Origin of the sequence: Streptomyces albicerus (assembly GCF_008905045.1) — a bacterium.
GTDB lineage: Bacteria > Actinomycetota > Actinomycetes > Streptomycetales > Streptomycetaceae > Streptomyces > Streptomyces albicerus.
This window is the reverse complement of the sequence record NZ_VWMY01000016.1, coordinates 41,098-63,245: the sequence shown is the minus strand read 5'-3', so window position 1 is coordinate 63,245 and position 22,148 is coordinate 41,098. Positions and strand designations below refer to the sequence as shown.

Genomic DNA, 22,148 nt, shown 5'->3' with positions numbered 1-22,148 from the left:
CCCTCGGTCGGACATCATGTCCGGGAACCGAGAAAACGTACGCACAGAAAACGCAGGGGCCGTGTGAGATGTTCCCGCACGGCCCCTGCGAATCCTCAAAAACCTTTGGTCAGAGGGCACTTCCCGCGGTCCAGGCACTCCATGCCATGTTCCAGCCGTTGAGACCGTTGTCCGGCGCGACTGTCTTGTCGGGGGAGTTCTTGACCGTCACGACGTCCCCGACGAGCGAGTTGTCGAAGAACCACTTGGCGGTCGTGTCCCCCTTCGCGCCCTGCACGTCCGCGAGCCCGACGCAGCCGTGGCTGGTGCCCTGCTTCCCGAAGGGCGGATTGCCCTTGTCGTACCAGTAGTTGCCGTGGATGAACGTCCCCGACGTCGTCAGCCGCATCGCGTTCGGCACATCCGCGATGTCGTACTCGCCGCCGTAGCCCACCGTCGACCCGTTCATCCGCGTCTGCGTGAACTTCTCCGAGATCACCATCTGCCCGTTGTACGTACTGTTCTCCGGGCTGCCCGCCGAGATCGGGATCGTCTTGACGGTCTTCCCGTCGCGTACGACCGTCATCGTCTGCGTGTTGACGTCGACCGTGGACACCTGGGAGCGGCCGACCGTGAAGGTGACCGTCTTGTCCTGCACCCCGTAGACACCGTTCGCGCCCTCGACCCCGTCCAGGTCGATCTTCATCGTGACCTTGGAACCGGACTTCCAGTACGCCTCGGGCCGGAAGTCCAGCCGCTGCGTGCCGAACCAGTGCCCGACCACCTTCTGCCCGCTGCTCGACGTGACCTCGATGTGCGACTGCACGGCCTTCTTGTCGCTGATCGCCTTGTCGAACGTGAAGGACACCGGCATCCCGACCCCGACCGTCGTACCGCCGTCGGGCGTGTACGTCCCGATGAAGCTGTTGTCCGTGGACACCGTCGTGAAGATGGAGTTGGCCGCCGCGGGCTTCCCGTTCTCACCCTTCGCGGTGGCGGATATCTGGTACTTCGTCCCCCGCTCCAACTGCTCCTTCGGCTTCCAGCTCTTCCCGTCCGCCGTGATCGCCCCCGGTACGGCCGCCCCCGTCGCCGACTCCGTCATCCTCACCTCGGTCAGCTTCCCGTCACTGACCTTCACCCCGGTCGAGTTGATCGACGCCCCCGTCGAACCGTCCTTCGCCGAGATGACGATCTCCGCCGTGGAGTTCTTGGTTCCGCCGTCCTTGTCGTCGGACTTGTTGTCGGCGCTGGCGTCGCCGCCGCACGCGGTGAGGGTCAGGGCGCCGACGATCAGGGCGGCACAGGCCACCAGCGCGCGCCTCGCTGCTGTGTCCGGCGTTGTCACGGGCTGCTCCAGATTCTCGCGATTGTGGGCGATCCGCTCCGGTCCGTGGAGAAGGTCCATGGACAAGGAGGGAAACAACGACCGCCTGGGTTCCCGCAGCCCGCCCTGCACAGCATCACGTGACAGAGTCGGGACAATCGCTCACAGAGCCGGCGCCCCCGGCCTACCGGTCGCCGTACAACTCCCCGTACGCCGGCCACACCCCGCCAGGCCCCTCCACCGACTCGGCGGCCCGCACCGCCCGTACGATCGCCCGGGTCACCGCGTCCGCGCCGGCCGCCAGGATCTCGTTGAGCGCGAGAGGGTTGTCCTCCGCCAGCTGACGCGCACCCGTGGCGAGGGCGAACACCGTGTCCCCGTCGTTGAGCAGATGGACCGGCCGTACGGCACGTGCGATCCCGTCGTGTGCCGTCCCCGCCAGCTTCTGCGCCTGCGCCTTGGACAACTCCGCGTCGGTGGCGACCACGGCGAGGGTGGTGTTCAGCGGGGGAGTGCTGCTCTTCGCCGCGGCCTCGGCCAGCCGAGCCTGGGCCACCTCGTGCACCTCAGCCGCCGGATACGTGATCCGCCCCTGGAGCAACTCCCCGTACAACGCCCCCGTCAGCGGATCCACCGCCGACCCCGCCGCGTTGGCCACCACGAGCGCCGCCACCGTGAACCCCGAGTCGAGTACGACACTCGCGCTGCCCACCCCTCCCTTCATCCGTCCGACCGCCGCCCCCGTACCGGCGCCCACGCACCCCTCCTCAACCGGCGAGCCCGGCTCGCTCGCCGCCGCGGCCTCCACCGCCTCGCGGCCGAGCATCGCGTCCGGCCGGGCCCGGAAGTCACCGCCGCGGCCGAGATCGAAGACGCAGGCCGCGGGCACGACCGGCACCACATGCCGCGGATCGGGCCCGACCCGCACCCCGCGCCCGCGCTCCTCCAACCAGGCCATCACGCCGGCCGCCGAGTCCAGCCCGTACGCGCTGCCCCCGGTCAGCACGAGCGCCTCGAACTTCCGCACCACGTTGCGCGGATCGAGCGCGTCGGTCTCCTTGGTGCCGGGCCCGCCGCCGCGCACGTCCACGGCCGCGACCGCGCCGCCCTCCGGGGCGAGGACGACCGTGGTACCGGTGAGCCAACCGTCGCCGATCCGCGTGGCGTGCCCCACGCGCAGTCCGGCCACATCCGTCAGAGCGTCAACTGTCATACGCCCAGTGTCGACCCGGCTCACACGGCCGATGCGCCCGCCACCTTCTCCCGCTCCTCCTGAGCGACCATCCGGGCGGTCAGCGTCACCCCCACTGCCACCCCCAGCGCCGACACGATCCCCGTCGTCAGCACCGCCCAGTCACCCAGGAACGTGCACAGGATCACCGCCAACGCCGCGGTCGGCAGCACCAGTTGCTGCCCCGTGCCCACCTTGAAGTGACGGGCGTGCAACGCCCAGACCGTGAGGAGGAACAACGCTGTCGGCAGCGTCACCGCGGCCGAAGCCGACAGCGTGGAGATGTGCGCCTTGCCGACCGCCTGCTCCACCGCGACCTCCAGGCCGGCCCCGATCGCCGCCGCCGACGCGAAGATCAGGTAGTGGCCGTACCCCCACAGGAACGCCTGCTTGTTGGAGCGCAGATGACCGTGGATCGGCACGGCGAAGTAGATCCACCAGGCCGCGAAGATGATCAGCAGCCCGCCCGAGGCGATCGGGAGGAGCTCGCCCAACGCGTCGTTCTCGTCGACGCCCGACTTCACCGCGATCGTCGCCGCGGCGATCGTCTCGCCGAGAACGATGATGGTGAACAGCCCGTACCGCTCGGAGATGTGGTGCGGATGCCAGGACGTGTTGATCTCCTTCTCCGCGAGCACCGGCACGCACATCTCGGCGATCGCCATCACCAGGAACACCCAGGGCCGGACCGACTCCGGCAGGAACAGCAGCCCCAGCCAGCCGACCTGGCAGAGCAGCACCCCGCCCGCGTACCTCAGCGTCATCCGCCGCTCGGCGTCCTCGGCCGTCCGGGCCGCCCGCAGCCACTGGGCGGTCAGCGCCAGTCGCATGATCACGTACCCCGCCACGACGACCAGGAACTCGTGGTCCTCGAACGCCCGGGACACCCCGGCGGCCAGCACCAGCACCCCGGCGATCTGGACCAGTGTGACGACCCGGTACAGCACGTCGTCGTTGTCGTACGCCGACGCGAACCAGGTGAAGTTCATCCACGCCCACCAGATGGCGAAGAACACCATCGCGTAGCTCACGATGCCCTCGGCCGCGTGCGCCTCCGCGACGGAGTGCACCAACTGCACTCCCGCCTGGGCGATGGCCACGACGAAACACAGATCGAAGAAGAGCTCCAGGGGTGATGCGGCCCGGTGTTTCTCGTCGCGACTGCGCGCGGTCATCCTGCGCAGCGGGCGATGGGCGGCGGGGGCTCCGGAGGGGCGCGGAGCTGATTCGGAAGCGGGACTGGACGTCATACGGCCAAGCACAGCAGAAATCAGCCGAAAAATCAGAAGCATACGGAGGCCCGACAGGCAGTGAGAAGGGCCAGGTCAGACGAAGCGGGAAGGGCAGGCGCGGCGGTACGGATCGGAGAGCTGTCGGCCGTGCGGTCCCGCCGGCCGGGCGCCGGGCCGTGACCGTCGACCGCGCGGTGCCGGGTGCGGGATGCCAAGTCCCCGCCGCCGGTCGAGCGACACCCGCACCGCGTTCCGAATCCGGCCTGCCCCCGTGCCCGTACCCTGGACGCATGAGCACCGCCCCTGCCCCCGACGCCGAACCGCGTGACCCCAAGGCCGCGCTGGTCTTCGACGACCCGCTGAGCCAGCCGTCCGCGGACGACACGGACCGCGGATGGGGCGAGCGACCCGCCGGCGACAGCGCCGCGGACCTGGCCCGCTTCCTCGACGAGAAACCGCCCCACCACATCTGAGCCCTGGCCCACGCCCGAGCCACGCGCGGCCCTCGAACCGCACTGGCTCGACGGACGACAGCCGCCGTGCGAGCCCAACAGACGGCGGTCGCCCCGCGAACCCAGCAGACGACGACAGCGGCCGCCGTAACGACCCCTACTGTTCGTTGTGCCCCGAGCCGCGCTGTGCCACCAGGGCGTCGCGGATCTCCTTCAGGACCGCCAGCTCGGTCACCTCGATCACCTCGTGCGCACCCTCCTTCGCCTTCTGGCGGGCCGCCTGCCTGGCGAGGTACTTGGACATCGGCAGCACCATCAGGAAGTAGACGACGGCCGCGGTGATCACGAAGGTCAGCATCGCGCTGAGGACAGTGCCCCACATGATCGGGATACCGCTCGTCGCGGTTCCCGTCGCCTCGTCGAACCTGCAGGGGTCCTTCAGGCACGAGCTGTACCTGTCGAGGTCCTTGGTGCCGAAGGCGCCGACCAGTGGGTTGATCACGCCCTTCACCATGGAGTTGACGATGTTGGTGAAGGCGGCGCCGATGACCACCGCGACAGCCAGATCGACGACGTTCCCACGCATCAGAAAGACCTTGAAGCCCTCCCAGACGCCCGGATCCTTCTTCTTCTCGCTCACCAGGGAGCCCCTCTTCAGCCGCACAAACTGTGGAACGAACAGCTCCGCAACCTACGGCAGGGCGTGGCAGCCCTGTCCAATGCCCCATCTCCAACGAGGGACTTGACACCCTGATGGTGACCATCTTGACCAGGTTCAGCACAGTGTCACCGCCAGTCGTGAGGTCGCACCCGCCCCGGCCAGCCGCGTCGCCGTCCGGCGTGGCACGGACAGGACGACCAGCGCCCCGCCCTCGGACACGCCGTCCAGGGATTCGGGCACCTTCGTCACCCGCGCCCCACGCGCGACCACGTGCGCGTCGCCAGGGCCCGCCGCCGACTGCTCCGCCGCGACGACGTCGACCCGGTCGCCGGGCCTGAGCAGCCGCACCGTCGCGCCGTCGGCGATCCGCACCGGAGCCGTCACCATCTCGACCGGCCGCCGCTCCCGCACCGGATCGACCACTGGTCGGGCCCGCGGCGGCCCTGTGTCCCGTGCGACCGTATCCCTCGGCCCCGCCGCGACGAGCGCTGCCGCGGTCACCGCCAGCCCCGCTGCCAAGGCCCGCCTTCGATGCCGTACGAGCCGGCGCAGCTGGTATCGCCCACCACGCACTCGCACAGGAGCGAAGTGCGGCACCTCACACGTGACGGGCACGTCCGTGCCCAATGGACGCGGAAAGGAAGAGAGCTGCGACACGGGTACCACCGCCTACGGTCGGAAGATCGGCTTGCGACCCCAGACTGCACCCCCGCACCGATTCCCACCGAAACCCGTGGACTACCAGCCAGTTGTGGACAACTCACTCACCCGAAGGTGAACTTCCACCCCACCCACACCCACGCACAACGCCCCCACGCACAACGCACCCGCAGCCCAAAGTCGCCGTACACCCCCACGCACAACGCACCGGCAGTCGCACACGACGCACCCGCACCCCGCATCCATCCCCCCACGCACCCGCAGTCGCCATCGCACGGGAGGGGCCGTGCCGGTACGTCGCAGTCCGCCACGTAGGGCTCCTCCAGGAAACGGCACCCTCCAAAACCACAGCCGGATACCCAGTGGTGGCGGACTCGACGTACCGGCACGGCCCCGCCCCCCACACACACGCCGACGCTCGCGGCTCGGCGCGGCGCCGACTACGGCAGCTGGAACCCCGGATCCATCCCACCCAACGCAGTCGTACACAAGCAGTCCCGCGCCCCACCCCCCGGCAACCCCGCAACCGCATCGAACAACACCCCCCGCAGCCGATCCACATTCGCCGCGAACACCTTCAACACCTCCTCATGCGAGACACCCTCCCCACTCTCGGCACCCGCATCGAGATCGGTGACCAGCGCCAACGACGTGTAACAGAGCTCCAGTTCACGAGCGAGCGCCGCCTCGGGATGCCCAGTCATGCCCACCACGGACCAGCCCTGCGCCCGGTACCAGAGCGACTCCGCACGCGTCGAGAACCGCGGCCCCTCGATCACCACCAGCGACCCGCCGTCCACCGGCTCCCAGCCCCGCCCACGCGCCGCCTCAAGCGCCACCTTGCGCCCGACGGGACAGTAGGGGTCGGCCAGCGACACGTGCACCACGTTCGGCACGCTGCCGTCGGGCAACGGCAGCCCGTCGAAGTAGGACTGCGTCCGGGACTGCGTACGGTCCACGAACTGGTCAGGCACGAGCAGCGTCCCGGGCCCGTACTCCGGCCGCAGCCCGCCCACCGCACACGGCCCGAGCACCTGGCGCGCCCCGACGGAGCGCAGCGCCCACAGATTGGCGCGGTAGTTGATGCGGTGCGGCGGCAGATGGTGGCCGCGACCGTGGCGGGGGAGGAAGGCGACCCGCCGCCCGGCGAGCTCGCCGAGGAAGAGGGAGTCGCTGGGCGGCCCGTACGGGGTGTCCACCTGTATCTCGGTCACGTCGTCAAGGAAGGAGTAGAAGCCCGACCCGCCGATGACGCCGATCTCGACGTTCTCCGTGTTCGCCATGGACGGCACCCTAACCGGGACGGAGATCGCCGAAGACCCTGCCGCCGTAGACGACAGGGTCTCGTAAGAAAGCCTTTGCGCGGGAAAGCCTCAGAAAGCCCTACGCGGCGTTGCTGCTGGACGAGGAAGAGCCCGTGGACGACGACTTCGAGTCCGACGAAGACGACGACGAGGAAGACGACGAAGCGGACGACGCCGAGTCGGACGACGAACCCGACGAAGACGACTTGCCGGACGACGACGCCGGGCTGCTGCTCGACGAGGAGCCGCGGCTGTCGTTGCGGTAGAAGCCGGAGCCCTTGAAGACGATGCCGACCGCGGAGAACACCTTCTTCAGGCGTCCACTGCAGCTGGGGCACTCGGTGAGGGCGTCGTCGGTGAACTTCTGCACCGCCTCGAGGCCCTCGCCGCACTCGGTGCACTGGTACTGGTAGGTCGGCACTTGTCTTCCTCCTGGCACTCTCACTCAGTGAGTGCTAACGATCGTCCATATTAACCTGGTGCTGCCAGCAATTGGAGTAACGTACGTCACCTGCCCACGGGCAGCGGTCAGGGCTTGACCGCCATGAGGGCCTTCGGGCCGAGTGGGAAGCCGCGTCAGCGGCGGAGTCACAGTGACGTATTCCTCGGGAAATACACGGTCACGTCTCACCGATCGCGACAGGTTCGCGATGGCCTGCGCCGCGCGTGACCACTCTGGTCACGCGCGGCGGCATCAGCCGCGAGCGCAAGGCAACCAGGGTCGCCAGGGCCAGCAGCGTGCCGCCCATCGGAACGAGGAATCCCGCGCCGTCCCAGAGGCGGTCCTCCAGCTGCCCGGCGACCATGACGGCGGCCGCCTGTCCGAGCGCGACCGCTCCGGTCAGCCAGGTGAAGGCCTCCGTGCGGGCGCCCGCCGGCACCAGTCCCTCGACCAGGGTGTAGCCGGTGATCAGGGCGGGCGCGATGCACATGCCGACCAGCAGGCCGACACCGGCGAGGACGACCACCGACTGCGCCGCCCACAGTCCGGAGGCGGCCAGGGCCAGCGCCGCGTACCCGATGACGAGGCGACGGCGCGGGGCCACCTTCCAGACGATGGCGCCGCAGACGATGCCGGAGAGCATGTTGCCCGCGGCGAACGTGCCGTACAGGACACCGTTCAGACCGGGCCGGCCGATCGACTCGCTGAACGCGGCGAGCGAGACCTGCATGCCGCCGAAGACGGCACCGATGCCCAGGAAGGCCACGATCAGAACGCGCACTCCGGGGACCGACAGGGCCGAGGCGTGCTCCACGCGCGCGTGCCCCTTGAGACCGACGGACGGCTGGGTGCCGCGCTGGGCCGCGAACAGCAGACCGCCGACCAGGGTCAGCGCGGCCTCCGTGAGCAGGCCGGCGGCCGGGTCCACGGCGGTGCACAGCGCAGTGGCCAGCAGCGGTCCGAACACGAAGGTCAGCTCGTCCGTGACGGACTCGAAGGCCGCCGCGGTCGTCATCAGGGGCGAGCCCTGGAGCTTGACGCCCCAGCGGGCGCGCACCATGGGCCCGATCTGCGGCACCGACGCACCGGTCGGCACGGCTGCCGCGAACAGCGCCCACAGGGGAGCGTCCGCGAGCGCCAGCGCGGTCAGGGACAGACCCGCCAGCGTGTGTACGAGGACGCCGGGGAGCAGCACGGCCCGCTGGCCGTGACGGTCGGCGAGACGGCCGGTGAGGGGTGCGAACAGTGCCATGGAGACACCGGTCACGGCGGCGACGGCGCCGGCGGCCCCGTACGAGCCGGTGGTGTGCTGCACGAGCAGCACGATGGAGAGGGTCAGCATCGCGAACGGCTGTCGCGCGGCGAAGCCGGGGAGCAGGAACGTCCAGGCGCCGCGTGTGCGCAGCAGCTGTCCGTATCCCGGGCGGGAGGAGACCGGAGTCCTCGCGGACTCCGGAGTGACCGTGGATGCCACGGCCCGTGCCTTTCTGCCGCCTGGTAGCGCGGCCCCTTGGACGGGGCTCGGGCGCCGAGAGCTGTCCTCTTGCGCGGAACTGCGGTAGATACCGGGCCGCCCACAGGGAGGGTGCCGCGGCCGCCATACGGTCGCGCCAGCTCTGCGTCAGACAGAGTTGGTTCGTTCAAAGAATGCGCCTTGATGATACAGGGCCGAACGATTCCGCACCTGTGAAAACCAGCACTCTTTCGTCCAGGGCCTGCGATTACTCACCAAAGTGAGCGCAGTGCTGGAGCTCCGTAGTGCCGGAGCTGCGCAGTGCCGGAGCTGCGCAGTGCCGAAGCTCCGGAATGCCGGAGCTCAGGCCTCCGCCCCGTTCCCGCCCGTCCCCAGCCAGTCCGCCAGCTTGCCGCCCTGGCCGACCGCGCGCAGTCGCCGCTCGGCGGCGTCGCGGACCGGGTCGGTGGCCACCACGAGCAGTTCGTCGCCGCGTCGCAGCACGGTCGTGGGAAGCGGGACGAATGATTCGCCGTCGCGGACGATCAGCGTGACCGCGGCGCCCGCCGGCAGCCGCAGCTCGTTGATCTCGACGCCGTGCATCTTCGACCCCTCCGGGATGGCCACGGACAGCAGATGGCCGCGCAGCCGCTCCAGGGGCGCCGACTCGATGCCCAGGTCGGCGGCCTCCGCGGCGGACTTGCCCAGCCGCAGCTTCCGGGCCAGCCAGGGGAGCGTAGGTCCCTGGACGAGGGTGTAGACGACGACGAGCACGAAGACGATGTTGAAGATGCGGCGGCTGTCCTCGACGCCGCTCACCATCGGGATCGTGGCCAGGATGATGGGCACGGCGCCGCGCAGCCCCGCCCAGGACATCAGGGCCTGCTCCTGCCAGGGCATGCGGAACGGCAGCAGGGCGAGCACGACGCCCAGCGGGCGCGCGACCATGGTCAGCACCAGGCCGATGACGAGCGCGGGCCAGATGTCGTCGCCCATCTCGTGCGGTGTGACCAGCAGGCCGAGCAGCACGAACATGCCGATCTGGGCGATCCAGCCGAGCCCGTCGGCGAAGCCACGTGTGGCGGGCCAGTGCGGCAGCTTCGCGTTGCCCAGCACCATCGACGCCAGGTACACGGCGAGGAAGCCGCTGCCGTGGGCCAGGGCCCCGGCCGCGTACGCCGTGACGGCGATCGCCATGACCGCGATCGGGTAGAGGCCAGAGGCGGGCAGTGCCACATGCCGCAGCCCGAACGCTCCCAGGAAGCCCACCGCGAGACCTATGGCCGCTCCGATGGACAGCTCCAGCGCTATCTCGCCGAGCAGGTGGTACCAGTGCTCCACCGGACCGGCCATGGAGAACGAGACGACGAGGATGAGCACCGGGGCGTCGTTGAAGCCGGACTCGGCCTCCAGAATGCCCGTCACGCGCGCGGGGAGGGGCACTTTCCGCAGTACGGAGAAGACCGCCGCCGCGTCCGTCGAAGACACCACCGCGCCGATGATCAGCGCCTGCCGCCACTCCAGCCCGATCAGGTAGTACGCGGCCGTCGCCGTGACGCCGACGCTCACCGCGACACCGACCAGCGCCAGTGAGGAGGCGGCCGGGAGCCCGGGCCTGACCTCCTTCCACTTCGTGCCCAGACCGCCCTCGGCCAGGATCACGACCAGGGCCGCGTACCCGATGACCTGGGTCAGCTCGGCGTTGTCGAAGTGGATGTCGCCGATGCCGTCCTGGCCCATGGCGACGCCGATGCCCAGGTAGACGAGCAGGCTGGGGAGCCCGCTGCGCGAAGAGATCCGAACCGCTGCCACCGCGACGAGCAGAACGAGTGAGCACACGAGCAGGAGCTGGTTGAGGTGGTGGACAGTCAGCGGGATTCCTTTCTCGTCTCGTCGATCCGAGTACATCGGCCCAACTACTTCGTTACCTTACCTAACTCTTGACGCTTTCTTGACACTTGCCGAGGCAAGATCGAACCCCTGCCCGCCCGGTTCCCGACTCCGCGTCAAGTGTGAGTTGGCCCTGCGCCTATGGTTGCTCCAGCGCTCAGTCAAATGGACAAGCCCGCCTGCCGCTCGCGTTAGGACAGCAAGGACAGCGATGCCCCCCAACACCACCGCATCTTCCGGTCAAAAGCCCGGCAAGTCCGGCAGGAAGAAGGGGCGCAGAGCCCGTCTGATCCTGATCGTCCTGGTTCTGGCCATCATCGGGGGCGTCGCCTACGGGTCCTACTGGAGCATCAGCACCGTCCGCGCCTCCTTCCCGCAGACCAAGGGTTCGATCACGCTCGACGGCCTCTCGGGCCCTGTGGATGTCAAGCGGGACGGCCATGGGATCCCGCAGATCTACGCCTCCACCGACGAGGATCTGTTCATGGCGCAGGGCTACGTCCAGGCGCAGGACCGGTTCTACGAGATGGACGTACGCCGTCACATGACGGCGGGCAGGCTCTCGGAGATGTTCGGCGAGGACCAGGTCGACAACGACGAGTTCCTGCGCACACTCGGCTGGCACCGGGTCGCGGAGGAGGAGTACAAGACCAAGCTGTCCGCCGAGACGAAGAAGTACCTCCAGGCCTACGCCAAGGGTGTCAACGCCTACCTGAAGGGCAAGGACGGCGAGGACATCTCCCTGGAGTATGCGGCCCTGGGTTTCTCCAACGACTACGAGCCCAAGGAGTGGACTCCGGTCGACTCGGTGGCCTGGCTCAAGGCGATGGCCTGGGACCTGCGCGGCAACATGCAGGACGAGATCGACCGCTCCCTGATGACCAGCCGACTCGGCCCGCAGCAGATCGCCGACCTGTACCCGCAGTACCCGTACGACCGGAACAAGCCGATCGTGCAGGAGGGCGAGTACAACGACGTCACCGGGGAGTACGAGCAGGGCGGCGACAGCGGCGGCACCGGCGGTACGCAATCCGCGGCGGGCACCGGGCTGACGAACGACGCGACGGCCCCCTCCGGGCTGCAGAGCCAGCTGTCGGGCCTCTACGACGTGCTGGACGACGTCCCGGCGGCCGTCGGTGTGAACGGCAACGGCATCGGCTCCAACTCCTGGGTCGTCGGCGGTGCGCACACCATCTCCGGCAAGCCGCTGCTCGCCAACGACCCGCACCTGTCGCCCTCGCTGCCCTCGGTCTGGTACCAGATGGGGCTGCACTGCAAGAGCGTCTCCGAGAAGTGCCAGTACGACGTCTCCGGGTACACCTTCGCGGGCATGCCGGGTGTGGTCATCGGCCACAACGAGAACATCGCCTGGGGCATGACCAACTCCGGCGCCGACGTCACCGACCTGTACCTGGAGAAGCTCACCGGGAACGGCTACGAGTACGACGACAAGGTGAAGCCCTTCACCACCCGCGAGGAGAAGATCAACGTCGCGGGCGGCGAGGCCAAGACCATCGTCGTCCGGGAGACCAACAACGGACCGCTGCTGTCCGACCGCGACGACGAGCTCGTGAAGGTCGGCAAGAAGGCCACCGTGGACGAGTCGGCACCCGACCGCGGCGACGGCTACGGCATCGCGCTGCGCTGGACCGCCCTGGACCCCGGCACCTCGATGGACGCCGTGTTCGCGATGAACAAGGCCGCCGACTGGACGGACTTCCGCAAGGCCGCCGCCCTCTTCGACGTGCCCTCGCAGAACCTGGTCTACGCGGACAGGGACAACAACATCGGCTACCAGCTGCCCGGCCGGATCCCGATCCGCGGCGAGGGCGACGGCTCGCTCCCGTCGCCGGGCTGGGACTCCGAGTACCGCTGGACCGGCTACATCAAGCAGTCCGAGCTGCCGTACGAGTACAACCCGGAGCGCGGCTACATCGTCACCGCCAACCAGGCCGTCGTCGACAAGGACAAGTACCCGTACACGCTCACCACGGACTGGGGCTACGGCACGCGCAGTCAGCGGATCGCCGACCTCATCGCGTCGAAGACCAAGAACGGCGGCAAGGTCTCGACGGACGACATGCGCCAGATGCAGCTCGACAACAGCAGCGAGATCGCCAAGCTGCTGGTTCCCCACCTGCTCAAGATCGACGTGGCCGACAAGGACGTCCGTGAGGCGCAGAAGCTCCTGGAGGGCTGGAACTACACCCAGGACGCCGACTCTGCGGCAGCCGCGTACTTCAACGCGACCTGGCGCAACATCCTCAAGCTCGCCTTCGGCAACAAGCTGCCCAAGGAGCTGCGGGTCAAGGGCCAGTGCCTGTACGTCGAGCCGGCCGACTCCACCGGTCCCGTCGACGACGAGGACGCCAAGGTGCGCGAGTGCGGCCAGCGCGACGCGGACAGCGCGCAGCCGGACGGCGGCGACCGCTGGTTCGAGGTGGTCCGCAAGATCCTCGACGACGAGGACAACAACTGGTGGTCGGCGCCCAGGACGCGCCTGGACAAGGCCGTCGACACCCGTGACGAGCTCTTCAAGCGGGCCCTGACGGACGCCCGCTGGGAGCTGACCGCCAAGCTCGGCAAGGACATCGACACCTGGAGCTGGGGCCGTCTGCACCGGCTCTACCTGGAGAACCAGACCCTGGGCACCGAGGGCCCCGGCTTCCTGCAGTACATGCTCAACCGTGGCCCGTACAACATGAGCGGCGGCGAGGCGGCGGTGAACGCCACCGGCTGGAACGCGGCGGGCGGCTACTCGGTGGTCTGGGTGCCGTCGATGCGGATGGTGGTGAACCTCGACGACTTCGACAAGTCGAAGTGGATCAACCTCACCGGTGCCTCCGGGCACGCCTACAGCGCCCACTACGTCGACCAGACGAGCAAGTGGGTCAAGGGCGAGCTGCTGTCCTGGCCGTCCACGAAGCAGGCGGTCGACAAGGCCACGTCGGACACGCTGCTGCTGAAACCCTGAGTACCGCATGAGAACGGCCCTCCACGCGCGCGTGGAGGGCCGTTCTCGCGCACAGTGGGTCTTCGCGCACAGTGGGTCTTACGGAGGGGTTACCGGAAGCGGCGTACTCCCGAAGGGGTCACCACCGCGTGCACCGGCCGGTCGTGCGGCTCCTCGGGGACGCGGTCGACCACTTCGGAGTCGTACAGCAGCACCACCAGCGCCGGATCCGCGCCTGCCCGCTCGAGGCGCGCGAGCACCCGGTCGTACGATCCGCCGCCGCGGCCGAGCCGCATCCCGCGCGCGTCCACGGCCAGGCCGGGCAGCAGCACGGCGTCGGCGGTGAGCACCGCGTCCGGGCCGAGACGCTCGCCCGCGGGCTCCAAGAGGGCCATCTTTCCCCGGTGTTGTACGTGGACGAGGGAGCCCTCTCCGTCGTACGTGCCCCAGTCGAGGTCGTTGTCCTCGAGCAGTGCCGGGAGCAGGACGCGCACCCCGCGCGCGTGGAGGGCGTCGAGGAGCGCACGGGTGCCCGGTTCACTCCCCACGGAGACGTATGCTGCGACCGTGCGCGCGTGCGCCAGTTCGGGCAGTTCCAGGGCGCGGGCGGCGAGTGCGGCCTCGGTTTCCCGCACGTCACCGGCCGTCAACCGGCTTCTCACCGTGAGGAACTCTCGCCGCAACAATCGCTTGCCAGACTCGGCTTCGGGTCCCGGGTGACTCATGGGCATGTTCCGTATCCTTAGTAATGCGCTCATATGAGAGTGAACTAACCGGAGCTGCAGATTCCATACAAAGGCACCGGATATGGTGTCGGGCATGACTCAGTCGCACCCCAGGATCAGCAAGGCTGTCATCCCCGCAGCAGGTCTCGGCACCCGGTTCCTGCCGGCCACCAAGGCCACTCCCAAGGAGATGCTGCCGGTAGTCGACAAGCCGGCGATCCAGTACGTGGTCGAGGAGGCCGCCTCCGCCGGCCTCGACGACGTCCTCATGATCACGGGCCGCAACAAGCGCCCCCTCGAGGACCACTTCGACCGTAACTACGAGCTGGAGTCGGCCCTTCAGAAGAAGGGTGACGCCGACCGGCTCGCCAAGGTGCAGGAGTCGAGCGACCTCGCCACCATGCACTACGTCCGCCAGGGCGACCCCAAGGGCCTCGGCCACGCCGTGCTGTGCGCCGCCCCGCACGTCGGCCACGAGCCCTTCGCCGTGCTCCTCGGCGACGACCTGATCGACCCGCGCGACCCGCTGCTCAAGCGCATGGTCGACGTCCACGCGCAGTACGGCGGCAGCGTCATCGCGCTCATGGAGGTCGATCCCGAGCAGATCCACCTCTACGGATGCGCGGCCGTCGACACCACCGAGGACGGCGACGTCGTCAAGGTGACCGGCCTCGTCGAGAAGCCCGAACCGGCGGACGCCCCCAGCAACTACGCGATCATCGGCCGCTACGTACTCGACCCGCACGTCTTCGACATACTCCGCAAGACCGAGCCCGGCCGCGGCGGCGAGATCCAGCTCACCGACGCCCTCCAGCAGCTCGCCGACGACGAGAAGGTCGGCGGCCCGGTGCATGGCGTCGTCTTCAAGGGCCGCCGCTATGACACCGGCGACCGCGGCGACTACCTGCGTGCCATTGTCAGACTCGCGTGCGAACGTGAAGACCTGGGCCCGGACTTCCGGACCTGGCTTCGCAGTTACGTCACCGAGGAGATGTAGCAATTTGAGCAGCGCCGCGACCCGTGTCACCGGCCAGGACCACCTCTGGTCGGTGTCCGAGCACCTGGAGGACATCCTCGCGACCGTCCGCCCTCTCGAACCCATCGAGCTGCAGCTCCTCGACGCCCAGGGCTGTGTCCTGGTCGAGGACGTCACGGTGCCGGTCTCCCTGCCGCCGTTCGACAACAGCTCGATGGACGGGTACGCGGTCCGGGTCGCGGATGTCGCGGGCGCGAGCGAGGAGTACCCGGCGGTCCTCACGGTCGTCGGTGACGTCGCGGCGGGCGAGTCCGAGCTGCTCCACGTGGGCCCCGGCCAGGCCGCCCGCATCATGACGGGCGCCCCGCTGCCGCCCGGCGCCGAGGCGGTCGTCCCCGTGGAGTGGACGGACGGCGGCCTCGGCGAGGGCCCCGTCTCCGGGATGCGCGCCCACAGCGCGTCCCCCGAGGCGGCCTCCGGTCAGGTGCAGGTCCACCGCCCGGCGCAGGCACGCGCGCACGTGCGCGCGAAGGGGAGCGACGTGAAGGCCGGTGACCGTGCCCTCTCGGCGGGCACCGTCCTCGGCCCGCCGCAGATCGGCCTGCTCGCCGCGATCGGCCGAGGCACCGTACGGGTGCGCCCGCGCCCGCGCGTGGTCGTCCTGTCCACCGGTAGCGAACTCGTCCAGCCCGACGAGGAGTTGGGCGCCGGCCAGATCTACGACTCCAACAGCTTCGCGCTGTGCGCCGCCGCCCGCGACGCCGGCGCGATCGCCTACCGGGTCGGCGCGGTCGCCGACGACGCCGAGACGCTCCGCGCCACCATCGAGGACCAGCTCATCCGCGCCGACCTCCTCGTCACCACGGGCGGCGTCAGCGTCGGCGCGTACGACGTCGTCAAGGAGGCCCTCTCCTCCGTCGGCGACGAGGACGAGGCGGGCAGCGGCATCGAGTTCCGCAAGCTGGCCATGCAGCCCGGAAAGCCTCAGGGCTTCGGCTCCATCGGCCCCGAGCACACCCCGCTGCTCGCGCTCCCGGGCAACCCCGTGTCGTCGTACGTCTCTTTCGAGCTGTTCGTGCGCCCCGCCATCCGCACGCTGATGGGTGTGGACGACATCCACCGGCCCACCACCAGGGCCACCCTTCGTACGGACAAGGCCCTCACCTCGCCCGCCGGACGCCGTCAGTTCCTGCGCGGGCGGTACGCGGACGGGGAGGTGACCCCCGTCGGCGGCGCCGGATCCCACCTGGTCGCGGCCCTCGCGCACGCGGACGCGCTGATCGTGGTCCCGGAGTCCGTCGAGTCCGTGGAGCCCGGCACCGAGGTGGAAGTGGTCCTGCTCGGCTGAGGGCCCCGGCTTGGGCGTACCCTGTCGCGGACAACAGGCCCGACCGGGAGCGCCGCGACAACATGACTGTGCCTTCCCGGGGGGAGACCCCCGGACCCCCTGTGCAGGACCGACTGACCCACATCGACGACGCGGGCGCAGCCCGCATGGTCGACGTGTCCGAGAAGGCCGTGACCGCGCGCACCGCGCGCGCGAGCGGCCGGGTCCTGGTCTCGCCGCGCGTGATCGAGCTGCTGCGCGGCGAGGGAGTGCCCAAGGGCGACGCCCTCGCCACCGCGCGCATCGCGGGCATCATGGGCGCCAAGCGGACACCGGATCTGATCCCGCTCTGCCACCCGTTGTCGGTGTCGGGTGTCAAACTTGATCTGTCGGTCGCGGACGACGCCGTCGAGATCCTGGCCACCGTGAAGACCACCGACCGTACGGGCGTCGAGATGGAGGCCCTCACCGCGGTCAGCGTGGCGGCTCTCACCGTGATCGACATGGTCAAGGCGGTCGACAAGGGGGCGGTCATCACGGACGTGCGCGTGGAGGAGAAGACGGGCGGCAAGTCGGGCGACTGGAGCCGGGCATGACGGCGCCGGTCGAGCCGCCGCTCGGCGGTGCGCTGACCGCTCCGTACGCCGCGCTGGTGGTGACGGCCTCGAACCGCGCCGCGGCGGGTGTCTACGAGGACAAGGGCGGGCCCCTGATCGCGGAGGGGCTCACCGCCTTCGGCTTCGCCGTCGACGGACCGTGGGTGGTTCCCGACGGGGACCCGGTCGAGAACGCGCTGCGTGTGGGCGTCCAGGCCGGGTACGACGCCATCGTGACCACCGGCGGCACGGGCGTCTCGCCCACCGACCGCACACCCGAGGCCACCCGCCGGGTGCTCGACCACGAGATCCCGGGCATAGCGGAAGCCATCAGGGCGTTCGGAAGGGACAAGGTGCCCACGGCGGTGCTCTCGCGCGGGCTCGCCGGCGTCGCGGGGGAGACGCTGATCGTGAACCTGCCGGGTTCCACCGGCGGCGTCCGGGACGGCCTCGCCGTGCTGGAGCCCCTGTTGATCCACGCCGTCGACCAGATCCGCGGCGGCGACCACCCCAGACCCAGCGGCAGTGGGGGTGCGAGCTGAACAGCTCATCCTGGCCGGTCGAGCTGGTGGACGGCGACGTCGTCCTCCGGCCCATAAGGATGCGCGACCAGCGCGCCTGGCGCGAGGTCAACCGGCGCAACCGGGACTGGCTGCGCCCCTGGGAGGCGACCATCCCGCCACCCACGCCCACCGGGCCGATCGCCCACCGGCCGACGTACCGCCAGATGGTCCGGCACCTGCGCGCCGAGGCCAACGCGGGTCGGATGCTGCCGTTCGTCATCGAGTACAAGGGGCGGCTCGTCGGACAGTTGACGGTCGCCGGAATCACCTGGGGCTCGATGTGTTCGGGGCATATCGGTTACTGGGTGGACGAGGCGGTCGCCGGACGCGGAGTGATGCCGACGGCCGTGGCACTCGTGTCGGACCACTGCTTCCGCGCCGTTGGTCTGCACCGCATCGAGGTCTGCATTCGCCCCGAGAACGCACCGAGCCGACGCGTCGTGGAGAAACTCGGATTCCGCGAGGAAGGCCTTCGTCCACGTTATCTTCACATCGACGGAGCCTGGCGCGACCACCTCGTCTTCGCGCTCACCGCCGAAGAGGTACCCGAAGGACTGCTGGCCCGCTGGCGACGGACACGCTCTCGGAACACGTCCGAAAACTCACCGCGGGACACACCCCGGAACACCGCGTAAATGAAATAGGTGTTCGAAAATGATCGGTGATCGACCATCATCGGGCATTAATTTCGCGCTCCCGGTGGCCTGCTGATCGCATCGGTCACAAAAAAAGCTCGAAATATCAGCCAGATCGTGCGACACACCGGCCCAATTGGCAGATGGCCTCACGCAAACCCCTCTACCGTGTGAGGCGTGAGCAGCAGCGGCCTCATCTACGCAGTCATTGTCGGGGCCTGGGCCGCCTACTTGGTGCCTATGTGGCTCCGTAGGCAGGACGAGCTGAATGAGGCCCGTCCGACGGAACGCTTCAGCACCGCCATCCGGCTTCTGTCCGGACGGGCGGGCATGGAGCGCCGGTACGCCAAGGACCTGCGGGCGCGCTCCACCGAGGAGGGGGAGCACCACGCCGACCCGGACGGCGTCACCGACTCGGTGGACGTCCGGGCCTTCGCCATGCCTCCGGCGCGCCGCGAGGCACGGGCCGACGTCAACGACGGACGGGACGGACGGGACGGACGAGACGCGCGGGACAACGCGCGGTCCCAGGCGCAGGCTCAGCCCGCGGCGAAGCAGACCTCGCAGTCCGCGCAACAGGCGGCCCAGCAGGCGTCGAGACAGTCGTCCGCGACGGCGCCCAAGCCGGGCGGCCGGTCGGCGGGTGGCCGGCCGGTGCCCCAGCAGGGCGCCAAGCCGTCGTCGAACGCGGCGCCCGGGTCGTCCCCCGCGCGGCGGGCCGCCGCGGCGGAGGCAGCGGCACGCGCCCGGCGCTCGAAGGTGCTCGCGCGCCGGCGGCGTACGACGGTCGTCCTCTTCCTCGCCTTCACGCTCGGCGCGATCGTCGCTGCCGTCGGCGGGCTCGCGTTCCTGTGGGCGCCCGGCGTGCCCGCGGTGCTGCTGAGCGTCTACATCGCGTATCTGCGCTCCCAGGAGCGGCGGCGGTTCACGTACGTCATGGACCGCCGGCGTGCCGAGGTCGCGGCGCAGCGGCTGCGGGAGCGGCAGCCCAGGCGGCGGCCGCCCGCCGAGCCGGGCACCGCGGACGAGCCGGAGGACGGACCCGAGGCCGACACCGACCCCGGAATGTCCGCGCTCGCCGCCGACCGTCGCGCCCTCGTCGAGCAGACCGACCACGCCGAGTGGGTCGACCAGCAGCGCGAGCGGCAGCGCGGGCCCGCCCGCGGTGACAGCTGGGACCCGGTCCCGGTGCCGCTGCCGACGTATGTGACCGCTCCGGTCGCCCCGCGTGCCACGTCCGACGTCGACCTGGGCGCACCGGACGCGTGGAGCTCGGCACGGTCCAGCACGGTGGAGCCGGCCGCCGGCCGCCCCACGGCCGAGGTGGAGGAGGAGCCGGGCGAGTCCGACGCGGACGACGCCTCCGACAGTGCCGCGGACGCCCGGCGCGCGGCCTCGGCCCGCCGCGCCCGTGAACGCGGCCGCACGCCCCTCTTCGACCAGTACGAGGACGGCGACCGCCCCCGCGCGGCCAACGAGTGACGGAACCTCAGAAGCCCCTCGGCAATCCCTCAGGAGTCCTTCGAGAGCCCCGCCCCTGACCAGCGGGCCAGCGGCTGGGAACGGATTTCCAAGCACCCGGACGGGGATGCTAGAGTTTCACTCGTTGCAAGGGCCTGTGGCGCAGTCCGGTAGCGCACCTCGTTCGCATCGAGGGGGCCAGGGGTTCAAATCCCCTCAGGTCCACCGCAGCTCAGAACCCCTGTCGGAGAGATCCGGCAGGGGTTCTTTGGCGTCGTACCGCAGCGGAGTACGGCCACTACTTTCGATCTTGCCGGCCGAGGTGCACGCCGTCGGCGTCATCCGTATGGCGGTGGTCCACGCGGCGCTGGGCGGGGAGCAGAAGGAGGATTCGGACAGGAGTGACTACCGAGACGTAGGCGAAAGGCGGACACCCATGCCGAAGTACCTCTTCAGGGTCAAGCTGACCGTGGATGGACTCAAGGGCTTGCTCAAAGAGGGCGCAGCAGCGCGCCGCGAGGTCGTCGAGCGCATGGTCCAGAGCCTGGACGGCCGGCTCGAGTCGATCTACTGGGCCTTCGGTGAGGACGACGTCTACGTCACGGTGGAAATGCCGGACAACACCTCCGCCGCGGCCATGGGTCTGGTCACGTCGGCGGCTGGTGGCGTTCGCACGAGCACGGTCGTGCTGCTGACGCCCGAGGAGATCGACGAGGCGGTCCGCCGGCAGGTGGAGTACCGGGCACCCGGCGCCTGACGCACCGCCCCTGACGTGATCCCGGCTACTGGGCGTTGATCAGCTGGGAGTGGTGTCCGGTGACGCGGATGCCGGTGCCTGACGGAGGGACCACAGCCATGGTGATCAGGGAATTCGTGCGGGTGAGGCCGCTGGTGGTGGTCCTGCCGTCCAGGTAGATGTCCGTGACCGTGGGGAGGTCGTCGATGTTCAGCTGGGTGGAGCAGCGAGGGCCCTCGGCCTTCGGCCAGTTGCGGTAGTCGACCCCGAAGTCGTAGAGGGCCAGGGCGCCGCCGTCGGCGGTCTTCAGGCCGTAGGCCGTTTCGGCCGCGGTGAAGCCGGGTTCGTAGCGTCCGTCGACGCAGCCGTCGTCGAAGGCGGCGCGGTTCGTGTACGCCTTCTTCCAGGCCTTCACGGACGCGGTGTTCACGAAGGTCGAGCCGGCCTTCTTGCCGCCCGTGACGTAGAAGTCCTTCGACAGGTCGCGCAGGTCGTCGAGCTTTGTCCTGCCCACGGTGTCCGAGGACTTGAGGATCGTGGCGAAGCCGTCGTCGTCGCGCTCGACGGCCGGCAGCCTGCCGTCGGCCTCACCGACGGCCACCGCCTTCCAAGTGGCGCTCGTGGCGGTCTTCTTCTCGTAGTCCTTCACGTGCTCGAAGACGAGGAGCCGGCGGCGGTTCTTGCCGATGTCCTCGCCCGTGACGCGGGTGTCGACCATGAAGACCTGCGGCGAGCCCTTGCGGGGGATGTAGAAGCGGGCGCCCTCGAGCGGATAGTGGAACGGGGTCTGGAAGCTCGCCTGTTCCTTCTTCGGCAGGGCCTTGAACTGGGTTGTAGGTCCGCATTCGGAATGTCCCATTCCGTCTCGACGGCCTGGGCTTTCCTGCGCCGTCTCATACGGGGACACCAGGATTTCGTCTCACGATCTTGTCCCGTGAGAACGCCCTCCTTCTCAGACACGGATCCCGGGTATCCGGGCTGACAGTCGTGCGGCGGCTGGGCCGGACGAGCCGTACGTCTCTGTCGGTCGGCAGGCCCGGCGCTGGCAAGGGAGCAATATGGGGCCGTGAACGATCCCCAGACTGGTTGCAGCTCTCCCTTGTCCCAGATGCCGGATCGGCTCCATGCGGTCGGGCCGGGCTGGCATGCGCTGCTCCTACGTCTGCACGAGCAACTTCTCATCCTGGAACCGGGCTATCGGGTGGACGATCTGAAGGAGAAGTTCGGCACAGTTCGGGTCTATCTCGCAAGCGACTCCGTCTCCTCGCGCCTCGACACGCAGGTCCTGCTCGCCGCGGCGGAGGCCCAATCCGCGACTACTTGTGAGTTCTGTGGAACCCCGGGACGTCGCCGAGGACGTGGGGACAAACCGGGAGGATGGATCAAGACGGTGTGCGACAGCTGCCACACCGCATGGTCCCGCCGCACCATCATGATCATCCATGGGGTGGTGCACAGGCGTGAGCCCGGCCTGGCCTAGCCAGCGTCACAGGGGGGTGATCTCCCCAACGATGGTCGATGCACTTTGACGATTTCCCACCGCAG

Annotated in this window: 21 protein-coding genes and 1 tRNA gene; 11 read left to right on the top strand and 11 right to left on the bottom strand. The window is 69.4% G+C overall.

Annotated elements, in window-relative coordinates; translation table 11 throughout:
* Nucleotides 1–109 precede the first annotated feature (109 nt).
* The 3 genes from GAS53_RS15985 to GAS53_RS15975 all read right to left on the bottom strand — a co-directional run bounded on the left by GAS53_RS15985 (nucleotide 110) and on the right by GAS53_RS15975 (nucleotide 3,787).
* On the bottom strand, nucleotides 110–1,327 hold the full coding sequence (locus GAS53_RS15985; protein WP_151478353.1) for a L,D-transpeptidase: 1,218 nt from the start codon (nucleotides 1,325–1,327) through the stop codon (nucleotides 110–112).
* Nucleotides 1,328–1,490: 163 nt separating this feature from the next.
* On the bottom strand, nucleotides 1,491–2,519 hold the full coding sequence (locus GAS53_RS15980; RefSeq protein ID WP_151478256.1) for a P1 family peptidase: 1,029 nt from the start codon (nucleotides 2,517–2,519) through the stop codon (nucleotides 1,491–1,493).
* A 20-nt stretch (nucleotides 2,520–2,539) separates the two neighbouring features.
* Nucleotides 2,540–3,787, bottom strand: a complete 1,248-nt coding sequence (locus GAS53_RS15975; RefSeq protein ID WP_151478255.1) for a low temperature requirement protein A — start codon at nucleotides 3,785–3,787, stop codon at nucleotides 2,540–2,542.
* Between the two features lie 272 nt (nucleotides 3,788–4,059).
* Here GAS53_RS15975 and GAS53_RS15970 point away from each other — a divergent pair, with 272 nt between their 5' ends.
* A complete protein-coding gene (locus tag GAS53_RS15970; protein WP_151478254.1) occupies nucleotides 4,060–4,242 on the top strand; it encodes a hypothetical protein in 183 nt (60 codons plus the stop codon).
* Nucleotides 4,243–4,378: 136 nt separating this feature from the next.
* Here the strand turns inward: GAS53_RS15970 and mscL are convergent, their stop codons facing one another.
* The 6 genes from mscL to GAS53_RS15935 form a co-directional block, all read right to left on the bottom strand.
* On the bottom strand, nucleotides 4,379–4,861 hold the full coding sequence (gene mscL / locus GAS53_RS15965) for a large conductance mechanosensitive channel protein MscL (protein ID WP_151478253.1): 483 nt from the start codon (nucleotides 4,859–4,861) through the stop codon (nucleotides 4,379–4,381).
* A gap of 135 nt (nucleotides 4,862–4,996) precedes the next feature.
* The gene (locus GAS53_RS15960; protein ID WP_404829231.1) at nucleotides 4,997–5,548 is read right to left on the bottom strand and encodes a hypothetical protein; all 552 of its coding nucleotides are present in this window, start codon (nucleotides 5,546–5,548) and stop codon (nucleotides 4,997–4,999) included.
* 434 nt (nucleotides 5,549–5,982) lie between these two features.
* Nucleotides 5,983–6,825, bottom strand: a complete 843-nt coding sequence (locus GAS53_RS15955) for an S-methyl-5'-thioadenosine phosphorylase (protein ID WP_151478251.1) — start codon at nucleotides 6,823–6,825, stop codon at nucleotides 5,983–5,985.
* Between the two features lie 100 nt (nucleotides 6,826–6,925).
* The gene (locus GAS53_RS15950; protein ID WP_151478250.1) at nucleotides 6,926–7,267 is read right to left on the bottom strand and encodes an FmdB family zinc ribbon protein; all 342 of its coding nucleotides are present in this window, start codon (nucleotides 7,265–7,267) and stop codon (nucleotides 6,926–6,928) included.
* Between the two features lie 199 nt (nucleotides 7,268–7,466).
* A complete protein-coding gene (locus tag GAS53_RS15945) occupies nucleotides 7,467–8,762 on the bottom strand; it encodes an MFS transporter (protein ID WP_151478249.1) in 1,296 nt (431 codons plus the stop codon).
* A gap of 342 nt (nucleotides 8,763–9,104) precedes the next feature.
* Nucleotides 9,105–10,649, bottom strand: coding sequence for a potassium/proton antiporter (locus GAS53_RS15935; RefSeq protein WP_151478248.1), 1,545 nt, complete (start codon nucleotides 10,647–10,649; stop codon nucleotides 9,105–9,107).
* Nucleotides 10,650–10,842: 193 nt separating this feature from the next.
* Between GAS53_RS15935 and GAS53_RS15930 the strand changes: the two genes are divergently transcribed.
* A complete protein-coding gene (locus GAS53_RS15930; RefSeq protein ID WP_151478247.1) occupies nucleotides 10,843–13,605 on the top strand; it encodes a penicillin acylase family protein in 2,763 nt (920 codons plus the stop codon).
* Nucleotides 13,606–13,694: 89 nt separating this feature from the next.
* Here GAS53_RS15930 and GAS53_RS15925 read toward each other — a convergent pair whose 3' ends face one another.
* Nucleotides 13,695–14,309, bottom strand: a complete 615-nt coding sequence (locus tag GAS53_RS15925) for a 5-formyltetrahydrofolate cyclo-ligase (RefSeq protein WP_151478246.1) — start codon at nucleotides 14,307–14,309, stop codon at nucleotides 13,695–13,697.
* 94 nt (nucleotides 14,310–14,403) lie between these two features.
* Between GAS53_RS15925 and galU the strand changes: the two genes are divergently transcribed.
* The 8 genes from galU (at nucleotide 14,404) to GAS53_RS15885 (ending at nucleotide 20,624) form a co-directional block, all read left to right on the top strand.
* Nucleotides 14,404–15,306, top strand: a complete 903-nt coding sequence (galU, locus tag GAS53_RS15920; RefSeq protein ID WP_151478245.1) for a UTP--glucose-1-phosphate uridylyltransferase GalU — start codon at nucleotides 14,404–14,406, stop codon at nucleotides 15,304–15,306.
* Between the two features lie 4 nt (nucleotides 15,307–15,310).
* Nucleotides 15,311–16,633 (top strand): molybdotransferase-like divisome protein Glp, encoded by a 1,323-nt coding sequence (gene glp, locus GAS53_RS15915; protein ID WP_151478244.1) that lies wholly within the window; start codon nucleotides 15,311–15,313, stop codon nucleotides 16,631–16,633.
* A gap of 62 nt (nucleotides 16,634–16,695) precedes the next feature.
* Complete coding sequence (moaC, locus tag GAS53_RS15910) at nucleotides 16,696–17,208, top strand: cyclic pyranopterin monophosphate synthase MoaC (protein WP_151478243.1); 513 nt, start codon at nucleotides 16,696–16,698, stop codon at nucleotides 17,206–17,208.
* On the top strand, nucleotides 17,205–17,750 hold the full coding sequence (locus tag GAS53_RS15905; RefSeq protein ID WP_151478242.1) for a MogA/MoaB family molybdenum cofactor biosynthesis protein: 546 nt from the start codon (nucleotides 17,205–17,207) through the stop codon (nucleotides 17,748–17,750). Before moaC ends, GAS53_RS15905 begins: the two co-directional genes overlap by 4 nt.
* A 26-nt stretch (nucleotides 17,751–17,776) precedes the next feature.
* A complete protein-coding gene (locus GAS53_RS15900) occupies nucleotides 17,777–18,406 on the top strand; it encodes a GNAT family N-acetyltransferase (protein ID WP_151478241.1) in 630 nt (209 codons plus the stop codon).
* Nucleotides 18,407–18,583: 177 nt separating this feature from the next.
* Entirely contained in the window at nucleotides 18,584–19,888 is a 1,305-nt protein-coding gene (gene sepX, locus GAS53_RS15895; protein ID WP_151478240.1) for a divisome protein SepX/GlpR, read from the top strand.
* A 130-nt stretch (nucleotides 19,889–20,018) separates the two neighbouring features.
* A tRNA-Ala gene (locus GAS53_RS15890) sits at nucleotides 20,019–20,092 on the top strand.
* An 85-nt stretch (nucleotides 20,093–20,177) separates the two neighbouring features.
* Nucleotides 20,178–20,624 (top strand): GYD domain-containing protein, encoded by a 447-nt coding sequence (locus GAS53_RS15885; RefSeq protein WP_151478239.1) that lies wholly within the window; start codon nucleotides 20,178–20,180, stop codon nucleotides 20,622–20,624.
* Between the two features lie 25 nt (nucleotides 20,625–20,649).
* On the opposite strand, the gene GAS53_RS15880 is transcribed toward GAS53_RS15885, so the two are convergent.
* Nucleotides 20,650–21,462, bottom strand: coding sequence for a hypothetical protein (locus GAS53_RS15880; RefSeq protein WP_151478238.1), 813 nt, complete (start codon nucleotides 21,460–21,462; stop codon nucleotides 20,650–20,652).
* Nucleotides 21,463–21,669: 207 nt separating this feature from the next.
* On the opposite strand from GAS53_RS15880, the gene GAS53_RS15875 reads away from it, so the two are divergent.
* Nucleotides 21,670–22,083 carry a hypothetical protein gene (locus GAS53_RS15875; protein WP_192583127.1) on the top strand — a complete coding sequence of 138 codons (414 nt, stop codon included), beginning with the start codon at nucleotides 21,670–21,672 and terminating at the stop codon, nucleotides 22,081–22,083.
* Nucleotides 22,084–22,148: the final 65 nt, after the last annotated feature.

What these genes read in the sequence shown, in the direction of transcription:
- GAS53_RS15925 (WP_151478246.1), bottom strand. Translation starts at nt 14,309, where the DNA reads ATGAGTCACCCGGGACCCGAAGCCGAGTCTGGCAAGCGATTGTTGCGG.
- moaC (WP_151478243.1), top strand. Translation starts at nt 16,696, where the DNA reads ATGACTGTGCCTTCCCGGGGGGAGACCCCCGGACCCCCTGTGCAGGAC.
- galU (WP_151478245.1), top strand. Translation starts at nt 14,404, where the DNA reads ATGACTCAGTCGCACCCCAGGATCAGCAAGGCTGTCATCCCCGCAGCA.
- GAS53_RS15880 (WP_151478238.1), bottom strand. Translation starts at nt 21,462, where the DNA reads ATGGGACATTCCGAATGCGGACCTACAACCCAGTTCAAGGCCCTGCCG.
- GAS53_RS15935 (WP_151478248.1), bottom strand. Translation starts at nt 10,649, where the DNA reads ATGTACTCGGATCGACGAGACGAGAAAGGAATCCCGCTGACTGTCCAC.
- GAS53_RS15980 (WP_151478256.1), bottom strand. Translation starts at nt 2,519, where the DNA reads ATGACAGTTGACGCTCTGACGGATGTGGCCGGACTGCGCGTGGGGCAC.
- GAS53_RS15905 (WP_151478242.1), top strand. Translation starts at nt 17,205, where the DNA reads ATGACGGCGCCGGTCGAGCCGCCGCTCGGCGGTGCGCTGACCGCTCCG.
- GAS53_RS15970 (WP_151478254.1), top strand. Translation starts at nt 4,060, where the DNA reads ATGAGCACCGCCCCTGCCCCCGACGCCGAACCGCGTGACCCCAAGGCC.
- GAS53_RS15975 (WP_151478255.1), bottom strand. Translation starts at nt 3,787, where the DNA reads ATGACGTCCAGTCCCGCTTCCGAATCAGCTCCGCGCCCCTCCGGAGCC.
- GAS53_RS15930 (WP_151478247.1), top strand. Translation starts at nt 10,843, where the DNA reads ATGCCCCCCAACACCACCGCATCTTCCGGTCAAAAGCCCGGCAAGTCC.
- GAS53_RS15955 (WP_151478251.1), bottom strand. Translation starts at nt 6,825, where the DNA reads ATGGCGAACACGGAGAACGTCGAGATCGGCGTCATCGGCGGGTCGGGC.